Origin of the sequence: Bacillus sp. FSL R10-2201, assembly GCF_038008665.1 — a bacterium.
Taxonomy (GTDB): Bacteria; Bacillota; Bacilli; order Bacillales; family Bacillaceae_G; genus Bacillus_A; species Bacillus_A mycoides.
Genome location: NZ_JBBOZP010000001.1, coordinates 3219620 through 3236111, shown reverse-complemented (window position 1 = coordinate 3236111; position 16492 = coordinate 3219620). Strand labels below are relative to the sequence as shown.

17 protein-coding genes and 1 pseudogene are annotated in these 16492 nt (G+C 33.7%); 14 read left to right on the top strand and 4 right to left on the bottom strand.

Translation table 11 applies throughout. The features are described from left to right. Window positions 1-590: 590 nt before the first annotated feature. Window positions 591-3872 (top strand): VaFE repeat-containing surface-anchored protein, encoded by a 3282-nt coding sequence (locus NSQ69_RS16735; RefSeq protein WP_341099516.1) that lies wholly within the window; start codon window positions 591-593, stop codon window positions 3870-3872. Between the two features lie 81 nt (window positions 3873-3953). On the opposite strand, the pseudogene NSQ69_RS16730 reads toward NSQ69_RS16735, so the two are convergent. Beyond that, window positions 3954-4052, bottom strand: a pseudogene (locus NSQ69_RS16730) (3'-5' exonuclease); the annotation flags it as partial. Here NSQ69_RS16730 and NSQ69_RS16725 point away from each other — a divergent pair. Genes NSQ69_RS16725 through NSQ69_RS16715 form a run of 3 tightly spaced genes read left to right on the top strand, consistent with a single transcriptional unit; the run spans window position 4043 to window position 5338 of the window. Continuing rightward, the gene (locus NSQ69_RS16725) at window positions 4043-4252 is read left to right on the top strand and encodes a hypothetical protein (protein ID WP_033708038.1); all 210 of its coding nucleotides are present in this window, start codon (window positions 4043-4045) and stop codon (window positions 4250-4252) included. The pseudogene NSQ69_RS16730 and the gene NSQ69_RS16725 sit on opposite strands and share 10 nt — an antisense overlap. A gap of 32 nt (window positions 4253-4284) precedes the next feature. Further along, a complete protein-coding gene (locus NSQ69_RS16720) occupies window positions 4285-4965 on the top strand; it encodes a hypothetical protein (protein ID WP_002128350.1) in 681 nt (226 codons plus the stop codon). Window positions 4966-5014: 49 nt separating this feature from the next. Then, window positions 5015-5338, top strand: a complete 324-nt coding sequence (locus NSQ69_RS16715; protein ID WP_002167914.1) for a hypothetical protein — start codon at window positions 5015-5017, stop codon at window positions 5336-5338. Between the two features lie 340 nt (window positions 5339-5678). On the opposite strand, the gene NSQ69_RS16710 is transcribed toward NSQ69_RS16715, so the two are convergent. After that, entirely contained in the window at window positions 5679-5933 is a 255-nt protein-coding gene (locus NSQ69_RS16710) for a SunI/YnzG family protein (RefSeq protein ID WP_002128348.1), read from the bottom strand. Window positions 5934-6177: 244 nt separating this feature from the next. On the opposite strand from NSQ69_RS16710, the gene NSQ69_RS16705 reads away from it, so the two are divergent. From NSQ69_RS16705 to NSQ69_RS16695, 3 genes are all read left to right on the top strand, one after another. After that, window positions 6178-6921, top strand: a complete 744-nt coding sequence (locus NSQ69_RS16705; RefSeq protein ID WP_033709884.1) for a M15 family metallopeptidase — start codon at window positions 6178-6180, stop codon at window positions 6919-6921. 206 nt (window positions 6922-7127) lie between these two features. Beyond that, on the top strand, window positions 7128-7274 hold the full coding sequence (locus NSQ69_RS16700) for a hypothetical protein (protein ID WP_003193688.1): 147 nt from the start codon (window positions 7128-7130) through the stop codon (window positions 7272-7274). Window positions 7275-8200: 926 nt separating this feature from the next. Next, entirely contained in the window at window positions 8201-8572 is a 372-nt protein-coding gene (locus NSQ69_RS16695) for a hypothetical protein (RefSeq protein WP_063226228.1), read from the top strand. A gap of 68 nt (window positions 8573-8640) precedes the next feature. On the opposite strand, the gene NSQ69_RS16690 is transcribed toward NSQ69_RS16695, so the two are convergent. Beyond that, on the bottom strand, window positions 8641-8847 hold the full coding sequence (locus NSQ69_RS16690) for a hypothetical protein (RefSeq protein WP_000834521.1): 207 nt from the start codon (window positions 8845-8847) through the stop codon (window positions 8641-8643). Window positions 8848-9350: 503 nt separating this feature from the next. Between NSQ69_RS16690 and sigI the strand changes: the two genes are divergently transcribed. The 3 genes from sigI (at window position 9351) to NSQ69_RS16675 (ending at window position 11910) form a co-directional block, all read left to right on the top strand. After that, window positions 9351-10073 (top strand): RNA polymerase sigma factor SigI, encoded by a 723-nt coding sequence (gene sigI / locus NSQ69_RS16685; protein WP_002128341.1) that lies wholly within the window; start codon window positions 9351-9353, stop codon window positions 10071-10073. After that, a complete protein-coding gene (locus NSQ69_RS16680; RefSeq protein ID WP_078203927.1) occupies window positions 10066-11463 on the top strand; it encodes an anti-sigma factor domain-containing protein in 1398 nt (465 codons plus the stop codon). The genes sigI and NSQ69_RS16680 overlap by 8 nt, the downstream gene beginning before the upstream one ends. A 180-nt stretch (window positions 11464-11643) precedes the next feature. Continuing rightward, window positions 11644-11910: an ArsR/SmtB family transcription factor gene (locus tag NSQ69_RS16675; protein WP_000661861.1), complete on the top strand. Its 267-nt coding sequence runs from the start codon at window positions 11644-11646 to the stop codon at window positions 11908-11910. Between the two features lie 247 nt (window positions 11911-12157). Here the strand turns inward: NSQ69_RS16675 and NSQ69_RS16670 are convergent, their stop codons facing one another. Beyond that, window positions 12158-12481 (bottom strand): winged helix-turn-helix transcriptional regulator, encoded by a 324-nt coding sequence (locus tag NSQ69_RS16670; RefSeq protein WP_002033301.1) that lies wholly within the window; start codon window positions 12479-12481, stop codon window positions 12158-12160. A 124-nt stretch (window positions 12482-12605) separates the two neighbouring features. Between NSQ69_RS16670 and NSQ69_RS16665 the strand changes: the two genes are divergently transcribed. From NSQ69_RS16665 to NSQ69_RS16650, 4 genes are all read left to right on the top strand, one after another. After that, window positions 12606-13139 carry an NAD(P)H-dependent oxidoreductase gene (locus NSQ69_RS16665; protein WP_341099885.1) on the top strand — a complete coding sequence of 178 codons (534 nt, stop codon included), beginning with the start codon at window positions 12606-12608 and terminating at the stop codon, window positions 13137-13139. A 211-nt stretch (window positions 13140-13350) separates the two neighbouring features. After that, the gene (locus tag NSQ69_RS16660; protein WP_050001051.1) at window positions 13351-14853 is read left to right on the top strand and encodes a class I adenylate-forming enzyme family protein; all 1503 of its coding nucleotides are present in this window, start codon (window positions 13351-13353) and stop codon (window positions 14851-14853) included. Window positions 14854-14997: 144 nt separating this feature from the next. Next, window positions 14998-15561 (top strand): GNAT family N-acetyltransferase, encoded by a 564-nt coding sequence (locus tag NSQ69_RS16655; RefSeq protein WP_002128332.1) that lies wholly within the window; start codon window positions 14998-15000, stop codon window positions 15559-15561. Window positions 15562-15572: 11 nt separating this feature from the next. Beyond that, complete coding sequence (locus NSQ69_RS16650; protein WP_341099514.1) at window positions 15573-16472, top strand: PhzF family phenazine biosynthesis protein; 900 nt, start codon at window positions 15573-15575, stop codon at window positions 16470-16472. Window positions 16473-16492: the final 20 nt, after the last annotated feature.

Sequence of the window (16492 nt, the reverse complement as noted above, 5' to 3'; positions counted from 1 at the left end):
TATTCGAACTTAGTAATAACGTTGTTACTTTTTTACTAATATTCTTAATACTAATTTTAGTATAATTAATTGATTGAAAGTTCTAATAATTATCTACGTGCCCCTTTTTTTATATCATTTTATATTAAATACAATGATATTTATTGTCACATAATAATGCAAATTTCCAGTAAACTAATAGAAAAAATCCTATAAAAACATAATTTACTATCTTTTATATAAACATTGCAGGTGTAAATGCAATAAAATTTCATTATTAATACATATATTCAATCTGAAAATATCTGTTTACATATTAAAATATCTTTGTAGTGGTCCTTCATGCCAAGAATCGTTTCCGTACTCCAACTACCGTTATTCTAGTATTTTACCAAGTTTCTTATTTTGCTAAGGTATCCTAATATTGTTACTTTTGCGAAATGGAATGTTTTAATATTATAATTTATAGTGGTTGTTGAGAAAATAAATAATTTGTAAAAATAATATAATATTTGTAACTTTATGTCTTATAATATGAAATATCTTCGTTGTGATTATTTTAAATATTTGAATAATACATCGGATTCATTTTATCTAGGGAGGTTTTAAAATTGGGGAGAAGAGTTGTTAAAAGAGTTTTTGCATTATTATCAGTACTAGCATTATTCTTTAATGTGTTTCTACCGAAGGCAAATGCCGAGGTTATGACGCATGAAAAGTATTCAATGAACTGGAGTTATAGCAACAGTTTAGGTAAGTACATTCGAACTGAAATTATTAAAAATTCAAGCGGTCAAATTGCTTATTGTTTAACTCTTGGCTTAAAATCACCAAATGGTGAAGATCTTCCTGAAATGGGGAAAACAGATAATGTAGTATATAGGGTTCTATTAAATGGTTTCCCACAAAAAAGTATAGAACAACTGGGAGTAGCTAATAAGAATGAAGCACATTATGCAACTCAGCTTGCGGTTTGGAATGCATTAGGTCAACTTGATGTAAATGAATTAAAGCATGAAAATAAAAATGTTGAAAAAGCGGCTAAGACAATTATTAATGCTGCAAATACAAGTGAAGATATTCAAGATATTTTTATGAATGTGATTCCTGCTGAAAAGCAAAAGGCAGAATTAAAGGGTGAGTTTTTTGAAACAAACCTATACACAGTACAAACAAATGCTAAGAGTGGTTCTTATAAAGTAGTAGCGAAAAATGCACCTAATGGAGTTAAAATTGTTAGTGAAAATGGAGAAGTGAAAGATCAGCTTTCACTTGGGGAAAAATTCCGTATCCAAATTCCTAAAGATACAAAAACAGGTGAATTTAATCTAAGTGTTGCTACAAATTTAACTAAAGTTCAAGCAATTGCTTATCGCGGTACTGATACTGTTCAGAATGCTACAGTGCTACTAGAAAGAAATGAGGAAAAGCTTAGTAGTGACCTTGCAGTAAATTGGGAAGCTGCTGGTTCTTTAAAAATTAAAAAGGTTGGGGAAAATGGAGAAATATTAGCTGGTGCAGTATTTGAAGTCTTTAATGCAAATAATGAATCAGTTGGAAAAATCACGACGGGTGCTGATGGTACTGCAGAATTAAATAACCTACCAATTGGTACCTACATAGTAAAAGAAATTAAAGCACCAACAGGTTATGTTTCAGGTGATAAACCACAAACTATTGAAGTTAAGACAGGGGAAATAGGAGCTGTTCAAGTAGTAAACAACAAAGTAAAAGGTAACATCGAAATAAAAAAACTTAGTGATTCAGGTAAGATGTTACCTAATGTTGAATTCACGGTCTTTACTGAAGATGGAAAAGAAGTGAAAAAAGTAGTAACAAAAGAAAATGGAATTGCAAATGTTGATGGTCTTACGTATGGTAAATATTATTTCTTAGAGACAAAAACACCTAATGGATATATTGGAAATAAAACAAAGTATCCTTTTGAAATTAAAGAGCACAATAAAACACTTACTTTTACAGTGGAAAATACAGAAGTGAAAGGTAGTGTGAAATTACTAAAAGTAGATAATGAAGATATCAGTAAAAAATTAGAAGGTGCAGTATTCGAGCTAAAAGATGCAAGCGGGAAAGTAATTGGGGAATATAAGACAGATAAAAATGGTGAAGTTAACGTCAAAGATTTAGCGTATGGTAAATATTCATTTGTAGAAAAGGCTTCTCCAAATGGTTACGTTCTTATTACAGAACCGATTGTGTTCGAAATAAAGGAACACGGAAAAATTATTGAGCTATTAGCAGTTAATCATCTTATCAAAGGTAATCTAGAAATTACAAAAGTTGATGTAGCTGATGGAAACAATAAGCTTCCGAATGCAGAGTTTACTATTTATAATGAAGCAGGAAAAGAAGTAGTTAAAGGGAAAACAGACGATAAAGGTATCGCGAAGTTTGAAAAGTTACCATTTGGAAAATACACATATAAAGAAACTGTTGCACCAAAAGGTTATGTATTGAATGAAGAAATATTCTCTTTTGAGATCAAAGAGAATGGTCAAATCATTAAACATATTGTCAAAGATGAAAAGATTCCATCAATAAAAACAACAGCTACTGATAAAACCGATGGTACAAAAGAAATGCACACTTCTAAGTCTGTAACAATCCAAGATAAAGTGGAATACAAAGACCTACAAGTAGGTAAAGAGTACACTTTAAAAGGTAAATTAATGGATAAAGAGACTAATAAACCATTAGTTGTAAATGGTAAAGAAGTAACTGCTGAAACTAAGTTTACACCAAAAGAAGCAAACGGTTCTATTACACTAGATTTCACTTTTGATGCAACTGGTTTAGAAGAAAAAGAAGTAGTAGTATTCGAAGAGTTACTGAAAGACGGAAAAGTTGTTACTACACATGCTGATATCAATGATAAAGGTCAAACAGTTAAGTTCGTTAAGCCATCAGTAAAAACAACTGCTACAAACAAAGCTGATGGTGGAAAAGAGATTCATTCAAAGGATTCTATCACTATTCAAGATAAAGTAGAGTATACTAACTTAGTTGTTGGTAAAGAGTACACTGTAAAAGGTAAATTAATGAACAAAGCTATTAACAAACCATTATTAATTGATGGTAAAGAAATAACAGCAGAGACTAAGTTCATTGCAAAAGAAAAGAATGGTTTTGTAACATTAGACTTTACTTTCGTTGGTGCTGAACAGCAAGGAAGAGAAGTAGTTGTGTTTGAAGACTTATTGCATGAAGGTCAAGTAATTGCAACTCACGCTGACATTAACGATGTAGGTCAAACAGTTCGATTTGTAGAGCCTTCCATTAAAACAACAGCTACAAACAAAGCTGATGGTTCTAAAGAGTTAGACGCTTCTAAATCTGTAACAATCCAAGATAAAGTGGAATACAAAGACTTAATCGTGGGTAAAGAGTACGTTGTAAAAGGCAAACTAATGGATAAAGCAACAAACAAACCATTATTAGTTGATGATAAAGAAGTAACAGTAGAATCTAAGTTTACTGCAAAAGAAAAAAATGGTTCTATCACATTAGATTTCACATTTAATGCTTCTGCATTACAAGGTAAAGAAGTAGTAGTATTTGAAGAACTGTATCAAGATAATATTTTAGTAGCTATTCACGCTGAATTTGAAGATAAGGGACAAACAGTGAAATTCAAAGAGGTAAAACCGGAACAACCTAAACCAGAACAGCCGAATCAAGATAAAAATACTCCAACATCAGAGCAACCTAAAGAGCAAGTAAAAGAGCAACCACAACCTAAGAAAGAAATTCAATCTAAAATTGGATGGTTACCCCAAACAGGCGCTGACCTTACAAGTTGGATCTCTATGGCTGCAGGTGCATTATTGTTAATTGTTGGTGGAGTGATTTTCCTAAAACGTAAAAATGCATAAAAATTAAAAAATAAGCACATCTGTTTTTTTACAAGATGTGCTTATTTTTTATGTTAATAATTTAGTCCTATTTACAGTATTTTAATCTATTTGCTTATTTTTGAGTTGTTGTAATAATTCCAGGACAGCAAAACAGTCAGCAGCTGCTCGGTGTTTAATCGTTAATTCCGTTGCTCCAAGCCAAGTTTTCTACCATACAAAAAGCTGGGGCATCACTTCATAAACAAGCGGTAATGGCTGATGGACTAATTAATAGTGTCTCAACGCATGTTGCAGAAGCTCAACAAGCATTCCCAACCTTGCATACAGATATCATGTCTGGATTAGATGCTGCCAATAACATTATGGACTCTGCTATAAGATTTCAGGCTATAAAATAGATACGTCTAATATAGCTAAAAATGTTGGAAACATGGATGGTTTATCTACTCGCCTCAAAGATTTTGGTGTACCACCTGAAAAAATGGAAGAGTTTTTGGCAGAACAGAAGCGTACAAATGAACTTGGATCGATGTCACTTGATTTCATTCCAGTTATTGGGCAAATCAAACAAGGGCTACAACTCATTAACGGCAAAGAATATTTCACTAATAGAGAGTATGACAAAAATGACTATGTATGGGGAACCGTTTCTACTGTTTTTGGTGGGGCTCCTAAAGTTATTGGACGTGTATTCGGTAAATATGGTGAGTTAGAACAAAAAGCGAAGGATTTAGGAAAAGTATCAAAGGTAACTGAAGAGATTGGATGGAGTATGCCAAGAGGCGGAGGGGTCATTGATGGGCGTAAGTATACTGAACATGCTCTTGAAAGAATGGCACCTGATACAATTCAGGTTCGGGCAGAACTTACGAAGCGTGCACGTGAAAGAGCTGAAAGGAATGGTTACACATTCGGATCAAAAGAATATATGGAGGAATTAAAAAAAGTTGATCCGCGAGGTGTAACACCAAGCGTAGTAGAAGAAACAATTAAGCATGATACTAAAAAACCAGGAAATAAACCTGGTCTATGGCAATACGATGGGAAAGATGTTAGAGTCGTATTGAATGATAGTGGCGATGTTGTTTCCGTTGTACCTAATAAATCGTGAATATTATAAATAAAGTAGATTGAGACCATTCACGAAAGGAGTTGTTAAAATGAATATTCAATATGATGAATACGAATTATTAGAAATATTCGAGAGTGAACCAGAAGATTATTTTATTCCTGGTGCAGGTGCATATATATATAATAAAATAGATAAATTAGGATTTGAATTAGTAATGATTATGTGTTATTACGAGGAAACTGTTGAATTACAATTGTATTACAAAAATAAATGCATATTTGAAACCAAGATACATTCGGCGAAACGAATCTATACCCGTAATGACTCATTATATGTCCAAGGCGGCGTAGAAAACAAAACAATCGAAGTAAAATTCAAGCCACATTTTACAGTTCAAATAGAGAAGTTCTAGATAGATGAAATAAGAAAACACCTTATGCATATAAGGTGTTTTCTTATACAAAAAGCGCCTACATAGACGCTTTTTGTGCCACTTAAAAGGATTTAAGATACGTTTACTTGAGTTCTTTAGGTAGCTAGGGTTTGAAATACTAACTTAAAAGAAAAATGTTGAGCAGTTCATCTTTATTATTAATATATCTGAATTAAAGATGCAATTTTGCATCCCAATTTCTGCGGCATCAATTACATGCTACCCTCACAAATATAGAAAAAGGTGCGAAGTCAATTCTATGACTTTGCACCTTTTTATTTCACTTGAACTTTGTTTAAGCGCGTTTATCTACTCATTGTTACGCGTGAATTGCGTTTAAAATCGACACTTTATTCGTAGTAAATAATACATAATTTTGTTTTACAGTTTTAATTAATATACGATCAGTTGTCCCATATGCTGTTCCGATACGGATTGCACTTGGTTCTTCAACACCGGCATAGGTAGCATCTTCGGTAACCTCAATCACATCACGTAAAGGAATCGTGACCTCCGCAAATTGCCATGAAATAATTAACTCTTCTTTTGTTTTTTTGACATCAATGCCTAGCATTATACCAAGACCTTTCTATAACAGAATGCTACACTTCTTATCTTATTATACAAATTTTTAGATTATTTTTCTACATGTATAAATAGAGCTGATATTTTAAGGGTATCAAAAGAACGGGAAGATATACTATCAATCTATTAAGGAATGCGTTATGAAGAAAAGTTCACAAGGAATTAATATGGATTTGATATGGTTGAAGTATGATGAATGAGTAACAGTAGGAGTTGCAGGAAGGAAATGAATGATGAGACTTAAATTAGTAGGAACCTTAACTTGTATAGTAGTAATGCTAGGTATCTTTATCATTTACACCAATATATCTATTGGTAAAGAACCATATAAGACAAACCATGAAACTAGTGAAAACTCCATAAATAAAGAAAAAAATAGTAAGCAAAATGGGACTTCAAATAAGATAGCAAGTTCCTTTGCTAGTATACAGGCTGTAGTAAATAAGGAATATGGTTTACCCGAAGACTATATGCCAGAGGATTTAGTTGTACCAAATGTACCGTTCTCATTTAGTGGAACGGTAGAAAAGAGTCATCTTCGTAAAGAAGCAGCGGAAGCGTTAGAAAAACTATTCCTTTTAGCTAAGCAAGATGGGATCCAGTTGAATGCTGTTTCAGGATTTCGTTCCTATGAGTATCAAAAAGGTCTGTATGCCAACAATGTTAAAAAGAAAGGGCAAGAGCATACGGATCGCTTCTCTGCAAAGCCAGGGCATAGCGAACATCAAACAGGGTTAACGATGGATGTTTCTTCTAAAAGTGCGAACAATGAACTAGAGCTATCCTTTGCGAATACGAAGGAAGGAAAATGGCTGAAAGAAAACGCGCATCGTGCAGGGTTTATCATTCGTTATCCTAAGGGGAAGGAAAGTATTACGGGTTATGCATATGAACCTTGGCATATTCGCTATGTAGGAGATATTGCTGAAAATATATATAAGGAAAAACTGACTTTAGAAGAATATATGAATCTGTGAAAATAGAATTGAAGAGTTAAACTGTATTCATTGTTTATGAATGCTATTTTTTCTATTAAAAAGCCTAATTTCTCAATGTTTTGTAGAGAAATTAGGTTTTTTTCATCACTTCATTAGAGTTTTTTAGGCTTCGTTCGTTGGTATACTTCACACAATATTATAAAGGAAATAGAACTTACTGAAGATAACATATGAATGTTTTATAAATGTATCAAAAAAGTGAACAAAATCGTTATTTTGCACAACAAGGTAGTCAGCTTAATGAAATAACTGCTTGTAAAAAAAGAAGCCCTACAGGAAATATTACAGGGCTTCACCAAGTTGAGTTATGTCGTATTCACAAGGGATTTTAACATGATATTTGTGTTGAATAAACTGGTAAATGTGTCCAAGTAATTTGGAGCTATTTTATAAAAAAAGAGAAGCGCTTAATCAGGACGCTCCTCTTAATGCCAATACACAATAACTATCCCATTATACTATATAAGCGTAAAATATTTAACAATTACCTTCATGGTAAATATTTCATTTTGTCTTAGTACCTTTAAATCACGAAAAAAGGTTCTGCTGTTTCCAACAGAACCTTTCCTAAAATGGCAAAGAGTAACTCTTACCTTACTCTTTGTTCATATACTACAGGAGTTTTAATGAAAATCCAAGGCTCCTTATATTGAGAAATAAAGAAGAATCATTATAAAAAATTTTATCTTTTTTCATAAATAAAAGAGCAGCTAGCAAAAACTAACTGCTCAATACAAGGAGATACAGAGAAAACTAAATGGATTTTGGCATACAGCCTATCAACATTATGGACATAATATTGATTTTTATTCGAAGGAATTCATGTTTTACAAATCAGATTATGATAGTCGATATTCTCCATATTGACCAGAAAAGAACCAAGAATTCTAGTGAAATTCCAAGTGTTCTTTTCCTAGTTTTTTGAAATTCTTTTGCTAAATAGCCAATAGCGCTAATTGCTAGAAGAATGAAAAGAATAAGTTCTAGTGTAACTGGCATTTGATCTACTCCTAATCCATTATTTTAATTTAGTATATAACGATTATAAGATATTTTTTGTGGTTAGTGGTGAGAAATTAAACAAAACCATCTCTTTACGAAAAAAGGTCCTGTTGTTTCCAACAGAACCTTTCCTAAAATGGCAAAGAGTAACTCTTACCTTACTCTTTGTTCATATACTACAGGAGTTTTAATGAAAATCCAAGGCTCCTTATATTGAGAAATAAAGAAGAATCATTTAAATTGTTTTTGAGTAGAAATGAAAATAGGGGTTTGCCTTAAACATTTATTATTAATCAAGAATATGAGTATAGAAACAGGCTTAAATTTTGTAATGGTGGAGGGGATTGTTGTGGACATAACTCAAAGTGTGGTAAGAATAGTGGTTAATGGGAAAGACCTTCCGTTCACTTCAGTTCAAACCTCTGCATGGAATCATGGACCTGTAAATGATTTAATCGTTTCGATGAATCAGAGAGTGAATGAGCTTTATCAATTCATGTGGTCACAAGTACCAGTTACGATCTCGGTGTATTTTCTTCAAGGGGCGGACTTAATGAGATTCGCTAGGATCGCTGGAATTAATGAACGTGTAACGGGAGAATATATATATCATTTCATTTGGGGATAAGAAGAATTCAAAGTAGCTTAACAGCTGCTTTTTTATTTTGCATAGAAAAAGGAACCATAATAGGCTCCTTAATTTGATTCAGAAGTTGTGTAGTTTTTCTTGATGATATCTTTTATGTTGATAATTAAGGATATAAGGAATCCAGCAGCTAGGATACCGTTTACCCAGTAATATGTATTCCCGGATGTAAATTTATTATAAAAGGAATCGATATTATAATACACTAAGCCTGCTGAAATGACGGTAGAGATTACTAACGTACCAAAACTTTTCATGACGCTTCCCTCAGGTTCTGAAATTTTAGACTTTTAATACAATTATACATTTAAATAAAAAGGTTTACAAAGGAATTACCATAAGGAGGAGTTATAACGAGTTTCTTCCAATTGATGGTTTTTATTTTTGAAAAAATAACTATTTTATAAAAAATATTTTTTTGACCCCCATAAAATTATTTGTTCCTTCGAATATATATAAGTAGAAGAAAAAGCTAAAATTACCAAAAATATAGCGAAGAGTTATTCAAAGATTGCAGCTAAAATAGAAAAGAGCAAGAAGAACAAGTGGTATTGCAAAAGAAAACAAGAAAGTAATACAAAATACAGACTTCACTTTAGTACAAGTGGAAAAAATAGTCATATAAAAAGTCGGCCTCGAAAAATATGAGCACCAGCAAGAAGACAAGCCCAAAGAAAAGTACTAAGAAAATGTGGTTAAATGGTCACTTGTTTAGTGGCCATTTTGCTATTTGAAGCAGAAGGAGGCAGGGAGATTACTAGTGTTGAGTTTAGTAATGAAAATCTTAAAAAAAACGAAAATAGAAGATATCGTATTTAACATACAAAACAACGGAGGAGATAAGGAAGCTTTTATCGTACAGTATCAGCCGTTTATTAGAAAATCAATCTCGTCTGTCTGCCGCAGGTACATTACAGAACAGGATGATGAATATAGTATTGGATTGTTTGCGTTTAACGAAGCAATTGAACAGTATTCATATAAAAAAGGAAAATCTTTTCTAGCGTTTGCTGATCTTCTTATAAAAAGAGATGTAATTGACTATATACGCAAGGAGTCTAAGCATAATCTTGTCTTTTTAAAAGAAGATAAGCAAGAGGAAATATTAGAAATACAAGTATCGCTTACGGAGTATATGAAAGAGATGGAAAATAGTAACCGTAAGGAGGAAATTCTTCATTTTCAAAGTGTGCTAGCTGAGTTTAAAATCACATTTTCAGAGCTTGCTAAGGAATCCCCTAAGCATCGTGATACGCGTGAGCACTTAATAGAAATTGTAAAGATTATTATAAAAGACGAGAAAATGATGGAAGAGCTGTTCCGAAAGAAAAAGTTACCCCTTAAACATATTGAACCACGTGTTAGGGTAAGTCGTAAAACGTTGGAGCGACATCGAAAATACATTATTGCGATGTGTATTATCTTTGCAAACAACTATACATATATTCTGGATTATATAAGAGGGGAGAAGCATGATGAATAAAGGAATTGTGATGGATATAAAGAAACATAACGTAGTTGTTTTAACTCCAAATGGAGAGTTTATTACGTTTAAAAGAAAAGTACACTCTTACATGATTGGAGAGGAAATCTCGTTTAACGAACAAGAGCAAAGAGCACCGCGTTTTTCAATCCCTTCTTTCTTAAAGCCTGCATCATTACTTGTTACTTGTTTTCTATGTGTGTTGCTGTTTTTCTACAACCAACCGGAAGAAAAAGTATTTGCTTATGTCTCAGTTGATATAAATCCAAGTTTAGAGGTGAGCGTAACAAAGGATCTTCGTGTTATAGATTTGCGAGCTTGTAATGATGATGGAAGGCGTATTTTAAAAGAAATGAAAGGGTGGGAAAATAAGTATCTGCAAGACGTAATACGTACTATTATAAAGCAGAGTCAAGGGGATAAGTACTTAACGAATGATAAGCAAGTTATGCTAACAGCTGTTACAAAGGACAAGTCGTTAGAACCACAGTTGGAAAAGGTTATGCAGGAATTAAAGAAAGAGTATGAGATAAAACATATTACAGTTGAATATCAAAGCAGTACGATGCAAATGCGGGAGGATGCCAAGAAAGCAGGGGTTGGAACGGGCGTTTATATAAAACAAGAGAATGAGAAGCAAAAATCGCTTACTCCACCTGCACCTCCGTCTAATCAAGAACAACAAAAGTCATCTTCTGATGCATCATCGGACGCATCTCCTGTAAAAGAAGAAAGCAACGAGAAGAAAGAGCATATAGAACAAAAGCAATCTAAGGAACAACAACCGAAGCAAATAAAAGAAAATAATGGGAATCAGCAAGAGAACAACGGAAGAGGATCACAAGGAAATAATGGGAATGGGCAAGGAAACAACGGCAGAGGGTCACAAGGAAATAATGGAAATGGGCAAGGAAACAACGGCAGAGAGTCACAAGGAAATAATGGAAATGGGCAAGGAAACAACGGCAGAGGGTCCCAAGGGAATAATGGAAACCAGCAAGGGAACAACGGAAGAGAATCGCAAGGGAATAATGGACATCAGCAAGAAAACAACGGTAGAGGTCCACAAAAAGAAAATAATGGACACCAGCAAGAAAACAACGGTAGAGGATCCCAAGGGAATAATGGGCATCAGCAAGAGAATAACGGAAGAGAATCGCAAGGGAATAATGGAAATGGTCAAGGAAACAACGGAAGAGAATCGCAAGGGAATAATGGGAATGGTCAAGGAAACAACGGAAGAGAATCGCAAGGGAATAATGGGAATGGTCAAGGGAACAACGGAAGAGAATCGCAAGGGAATAATGGGCATCAGCAAGAAAACAACGGTAGAGGATCGCAAGGGAATAATGGGCACCAGCAAGGGAACAATGGTAGAGGGTCTCAGTAAGGAAAGCTCCTACCACATAATATCGAGTGAAAGAAAAATCTATAGAATATTGAACAGAGGGATTCCTTCCATCTGAAGGAATTTCTTAATATTTTTTAAAATGACGGACATAAAATCGTATATCCTTTCGAATTATATATATGGATATCATTAATATTTATATAAAAGGGGAGAAAAAATATGAAAGAAATGTATGAAGAAATCACTGAAGTATTAAAGGTGTTGGCGCATCCTGTCCGTTTATCATTAGTAAAAATAATGCTTGCAAAAGGTCCTATTAACGTAACGACAATGTATGAAACATTACAAATGCCTCAAAGTACAATTAGTCAACATTTATCTAAACTAAAAGCTACTAAAGTCGTTACAGGTACTCGGAAAGGATTAGAAATTTATTATGAGGTAACAGATAATCGTACAAAAGCGATATTATTAAGCTTGGCTTAAAGGGTAACTGTTTAGATTTCAAAATTAAGTAAGCAATTCAGCGACTATAATTTTCTTATTAACATTAGTCGTATGTGTTGTTGTTTTTAATTTGTTTAATACATTTCTTTATTAGGGTCTTGCCGTATCACTATCAAGCTAAAGTTTAAATGGATTATAAAAATGAAAGTTTTCTTATTAGGGTCTTTTTGTTAGCTTGATAGTGATGTGCCATTCCCACTAGTATGTAAAGAATTTGGTAGTTTTTTTAGTCATGTAATCTTTTGATCTGATGGTCTTTTCCCCATTCAAATAGTTCATCCATAATTTGCATTAAAGATTTTCCATGTTCGCTTATTGTGTACTCAACCTTTGGTGGTACTTCTTGATATACAGTACGATGGATAATCCCATCAGCCTCAAGTTGCCGAAGTTGCTGTGTGAGAACTTTTTGTGTAATGTTTGGAATTTCTCGTTTTATTTCATTTGTTCGCATTTTTCCATCCGCCAAAACACATAAAATATGAATTTTCCATTTTCCACCGATCACGTCGAGTGTCGTTGCGATTGGGCAATTATCATTTTGATTCATATAACACCTCCAAAGGTACTTTAAGGTTCCTATAGCACTTTAAAGTACGTACTTTTCAATTATATGTGACTCACTCATACTAATACGTAAAGGATTGAATAATTTAAAAAGGGGATGGAAGATGATGAGAACACTTGTAATTGTAGCACACCCTGATATTGAAAAATCAAAAATTAATAAAAGATGGATCGAAGAACTTGAGAAACATTCGGATGAAATAACGGTGCATGAATTATATAAAGCGGCACCAAATTGGGAGTTTAATATTGAAGAAGAGCAAAAGCTATTAGTAGAACATGACAGATATATATTTCAATTTCCGCTTTATTGGTACAGTTCACCACCATTATTAAAAAAATGGTTCGATGATGTATTAACATATGGATTTGCCTACGGATCAAAAGGGGATAAAGTGAAGGGGAAAGAATTTGGTGTAGCTATTTCTATAGGTGGGTTAGAAAAAGACTATAAAAATAGCGGAATTACAATGGATGAATTAACGAAACCATTCCACGCTACGAGCTTATATACAGGAATGGAATTTATAGCATCATTTTATTTATATGGTGCGGAATATGAAATCAGTGATGAAGAGATTGACAAAAGTGCACCTGAGTATGTGAAATATGTGATGAATAAGGAGTTTTCTAATATATAAGGAGAAATAGCCATTTACTTGTTAAGTAGATGGCTATTTTTGTTTATCCCGCATTAACCGCCCGTAAGGTGTGGACTAATAATCAGTGGGGATGAACACCTCACATCGACTAAAGATTCACTTCATTTAAATTCACTAAGTTTAATCTTTAGTAAATTAATAATTAATCTGGTAAAATAAAAACCCTAACACATATAAAGGGGAGTTTTACTTGAGAACGATGCGACAATTATTACAAAAAAGAGCAATGCAGTCACCAAATTTGGAAGCGCTTATCGGTGGAGAGAAAAGGTATTCGTTTCAGCAGTATAATGAACGAGTAAATCAGCTTGCACATTATTTGTTACATACCGGTATGGAAAGAGGGGATCGTATAGGAATTCTATGCAAAAATAATCATCCGTTTCCAAGCGTTATGATGGCAAGCTTAAAAATTGGAGCGGTATTTATTCCGCTTAATCATCAGCTTACTGCTTATGAATTAGAATCGATTGTAAAAGAAGCGAGATTAAAAGTATTAGTTATTGATGATGAATTTAGTGAAGTTGTATTAAAGATTAATGGAGTTAAAGAAATTCCTTATGTAATTGAGACGACAAAAGAAGGATTTGGCTCATTTGAATTAAAATTAAAGGAACAGCCAATAACAGAGCCGAATGTGGAAGTTCATGAAGATGATGATGCCATTTACTTATTTACTTCAGGAACGACTGGACAGGCAAAAGCATGTGTAATTGGTCATAAAAACTTACACCATTATTTTACTGAAATTGCGGGGCAAAGAGAAATTCCAGCAGGTGAACGCTTTTTATCAGTGCACCCATTGTTTCATATGAGTGGCGTGCTTTCTATTTTAAATTGTATTTATCATGGCGTTACGATGGTCTTTTTAGCTGATTCGAATCCTACTCTTATTTGGGATAAGATTGAAGAAGAGAAAATTACTACGATGCTTGCGTTCCCAGCTGTTTATAGTTACATGCTTGATGAATTAGATAAAAAAGAGCGCAACATTTCGGCCTTTAAAGTAGCGCAAAGTGGTGGTACAAAGGTGCCAGAAACACTCATTCAAAAATATATGGAAAAAGGCATTTATATGGTGCAAGGTTATGGGAGTACAGAAGGTTGGGTAGTAACTTCTTGGCATCCAAATATGGGAAAAGAAAAAATGTCTTCTGTAGGGAAAACTTTGAAACATGTAGAGCTGAAAATTGTTCATCCAGAAACAGGTGATGAGCTAACAACAAATAAAGTTGGAGAGATTCACGTGAAAAGCCCGTACATGTTTAAAGGATATTGGAATAATGAAGAGGCAACAAAGAAGGTAGTAAAAGATAATTGGTTTAACATGGGTGATGCCGGTATGATAGATGATGATGGATTTCTACATATTATGGGAAGATATAAAGACGTTATCGTACGCGGTGGTGACAACGTATATCCAGATCAAGTAGAAGATGTAATTCATGAAATAAATGGCGTTTTAGAAGTTGCAGTAGTTGGGATTCCAAATGACTTTTGGGGGGAGGTTCCAACAGCTTACATTGTAAAGGACATTCAAACGTCTTTAACAGAAGAAGAGATTATTCAGCATTGTAAAGAAAAACTAGCAAGCTATAAAATACCAGAAGTTGTATTTATGGACGAATTACCGAAAAACGCTTTAGGGAAAGTGTTGAAGAGGGAATTAAGGGATGTTTTTCTTGTGAAATAAAAGGTTATTAAATAATGAAGAATCCAGTTATGTAAAAAGCATAACTGGATTTTTGTTTATAAAAAACATAATGATTTACTAGATTTTGTATTTTGTGTAAGATAATAAAGAATATTCAATTAACAATTAAAGGAAGAGATATAAATGAAGCTGCCACTATTACAAGTAGAGACAGAGAGACTGATTATTCGTCCATTTCAAAAAGAGGATTATGAAAGTTGGTTAGATGGATTCAATAAGAGGTTACCATCTCAATATAAATACGATGATGGCTATCATGACATGTCGTCTTCAACGAAAGAATGGTTTACGGAATGGATAAGAGGATTTGATGAGGCGGCAAGACGGGATGAAATGTACGTTCTAGGTATTTTTCAGAAAGAAGATGGCGCCAATATTGGAAAGCTAGAACTTATAAAAATTTTACGTATGGACTATCAATGGGCGATGATGGGTTACTCTATTCATAATCAACATTGGAAAAATGGATACGGAGCAGAAAGTGTAATAGCTGCGCTGCCGTTATTTTTTAATGGCCTTCAATTTCATAGAATCGAATTACATATACATATCGATAATGAGCCATCTATTCGTCTTGCAGAAAGAGCTGGTTTTTCATTTGAATGTACGAGAGAGGCATTTTCTATGGGGAATGGTAAGTGGGTAGATTTTCTTATTTATTATAAAAATAATGAAACGAACAAATAAGGGGATAAAAAATGAAGACTATAAACGTATTTCATTACGACGCATTTACGAATAAATCAAATATGGGAAATCCAGCAGGTATTGTATTAGAGGCGGATGGATTAACGGAAGAGGACATGCAGCGTATTGCTGAAAAAGTTGGATTTAACGAAACATCTTTCGTTCTTTCTTCAGAAGTAGCAGATATAAGAATGCGCTATTTTACACCAGGGTTTGAAATGGATTTATGTGGTCATGGGACAGTTGGAACTATATATGCCTTGCGTGAAAGAGGTTTATTAGAAGAAAAAACAAACCTTACGATTGAGACGAAGGCAGGTATTTTACCAATACAAATAGGTGCAAATGAAAATGGAGAAACCTTTATTAAAATGAGGCAGGCAGCACCTCAGTTTAAAGATTTTGCAGGTTCAAAAGAAGAATTAGCTCATAGTATCGGGTTAGAAGTAACTGATTTAGATGCAAGTGTACCAATTGTATATGGAAGTACGGGGAACTGGACTGTAATTGTACCGATTAAAAATCTAGATGCATGTGAAAGAATGAAACCTAAAAATGAGGCGTTTCCATCGGTATTAAAAGAAATACCTAAGGCTTCTATCCATCCAGTTTGTCTAGAAACTTATGATGAACAGGTGCAAATGCACGGTCGTCATTTTTCATCACCTTATTCTGGAATGATTGAAGATCCAGTGACAGGAACAGCTTCAGGGGTAATGGGAGCGTATTATGCGACGTATTTGGAGAAAGATTTTGACCGTGAATTGGAGTTAATCGTTGAGCAAGGACAGGAAATAAATAAAGATGGTCGTGTAACGGTTTATGTAACGAAAGATGTAGAAAATGAGAAGTTACAAATAGATATTGCTGGAACAGCGGTGTATGTGAAGGAGTTTGAAGTTTCAATATAAAAGAATGAAGCCCAGTATAT

What these genes read in the sequence shown, in the direction of transcription:
- NSQ69_RS16720 (WP_002128350.1), top strand. Translation starts at nt 4,285, where the DNA reads ATGGATGGTTTATCTACTCGCCTCAAAGATTTTGGTGTACCACCTGAA.
- NSQ69_RS16715 (WP_002167914.1), top strand. Translation starts at nt 5,015, where the DNA reads ATGAATATTCAATATGATGAATACGAATTATTAGAAATATTCGAGAGT.
- NSQ69_RS16710 (WP_002128348.1), bottom strand. Translation starts at nt 5,933, where the DNA reads ATGCTAGGCATTGATGTCAAAAAAACAAAAGAAGAGTTAATTATTTCA.
- NSQ69_RS16705 (WP_033709884.1), top strand. Translation starts at nt 6,178, where the DNA reads ATGAGACTTAAATTAGTAGGAACCTTAACTTGTATAGTAGTAATGCTA.
- NSQ69_RS16700 (WP_003193688.1), top strand. Translation starts at nt 7,128, where the DNA reads ATGTATCAAAAAAGTGAACAAAATCGTTATTTTGCACAACAAGGTAGT.
- NSQ69_RS16695 (WP_063226228.1), top strand. Translation starts at nt 8,201, where the DNA reads ATGAAAATAGGGGTTTGCCTTAAACATTTATTATTAATCAAGAATATG.
- NSQ69_RS16690 (WP_000834521.1), bottom strand. Translation starts at nt 8,847, where the DNA reads ATGAAAAGTTTTGGTACGTTAGTAATCTCTACCGTCATTTCAGCAGGC.
- NSQ69_RS16680 (WP_078203927.1), top strand. Translation starts at nt 10,066, where the DNA reads ATGAATAAAGGAATTGTGATGGATATAAAGAAACATAACGTAGTTGTT.
- NSQ69_RS16675 (WP_000661861.1), top strand. Translation starts at nt 11,644, where the DNA reads ATGAAAGAAATGTATGAAGAAATCACTGAAGTATTAAAGGTGTTGGCG.
- NSQ69_RS16670 (WP_002033301.1), bottom strand. Translation starts at nt 12,481, where the DNA reads ATGAATCAAAATGATAATTGCCCAATCGCAACGACACTCGACGTGATC.
- NSQ69_RS16665 (WP_341099885.1), top strand. Translation starts at nt 12,606, where the DNA reads ATGAGAACACTTGTAATTGTAGCACACCCTGATATTGAAAAATCAAAA.
- NSQ69_RS16655 (WP_002128332.1), top strand. Translation starts at nt 14,998, where the DNA reads ATGAAGCTGCCACTATTACAAGTAGAGACAGAGAGACTGATTATTCGT.
- NSQ69_RS16650 (WP_341099514.1), top strand. Translation starts at nt 15,573, where the DNA reads ATGAAGACTATAAACGTATTTCATTACGACGCATTTACGAATAAATCA.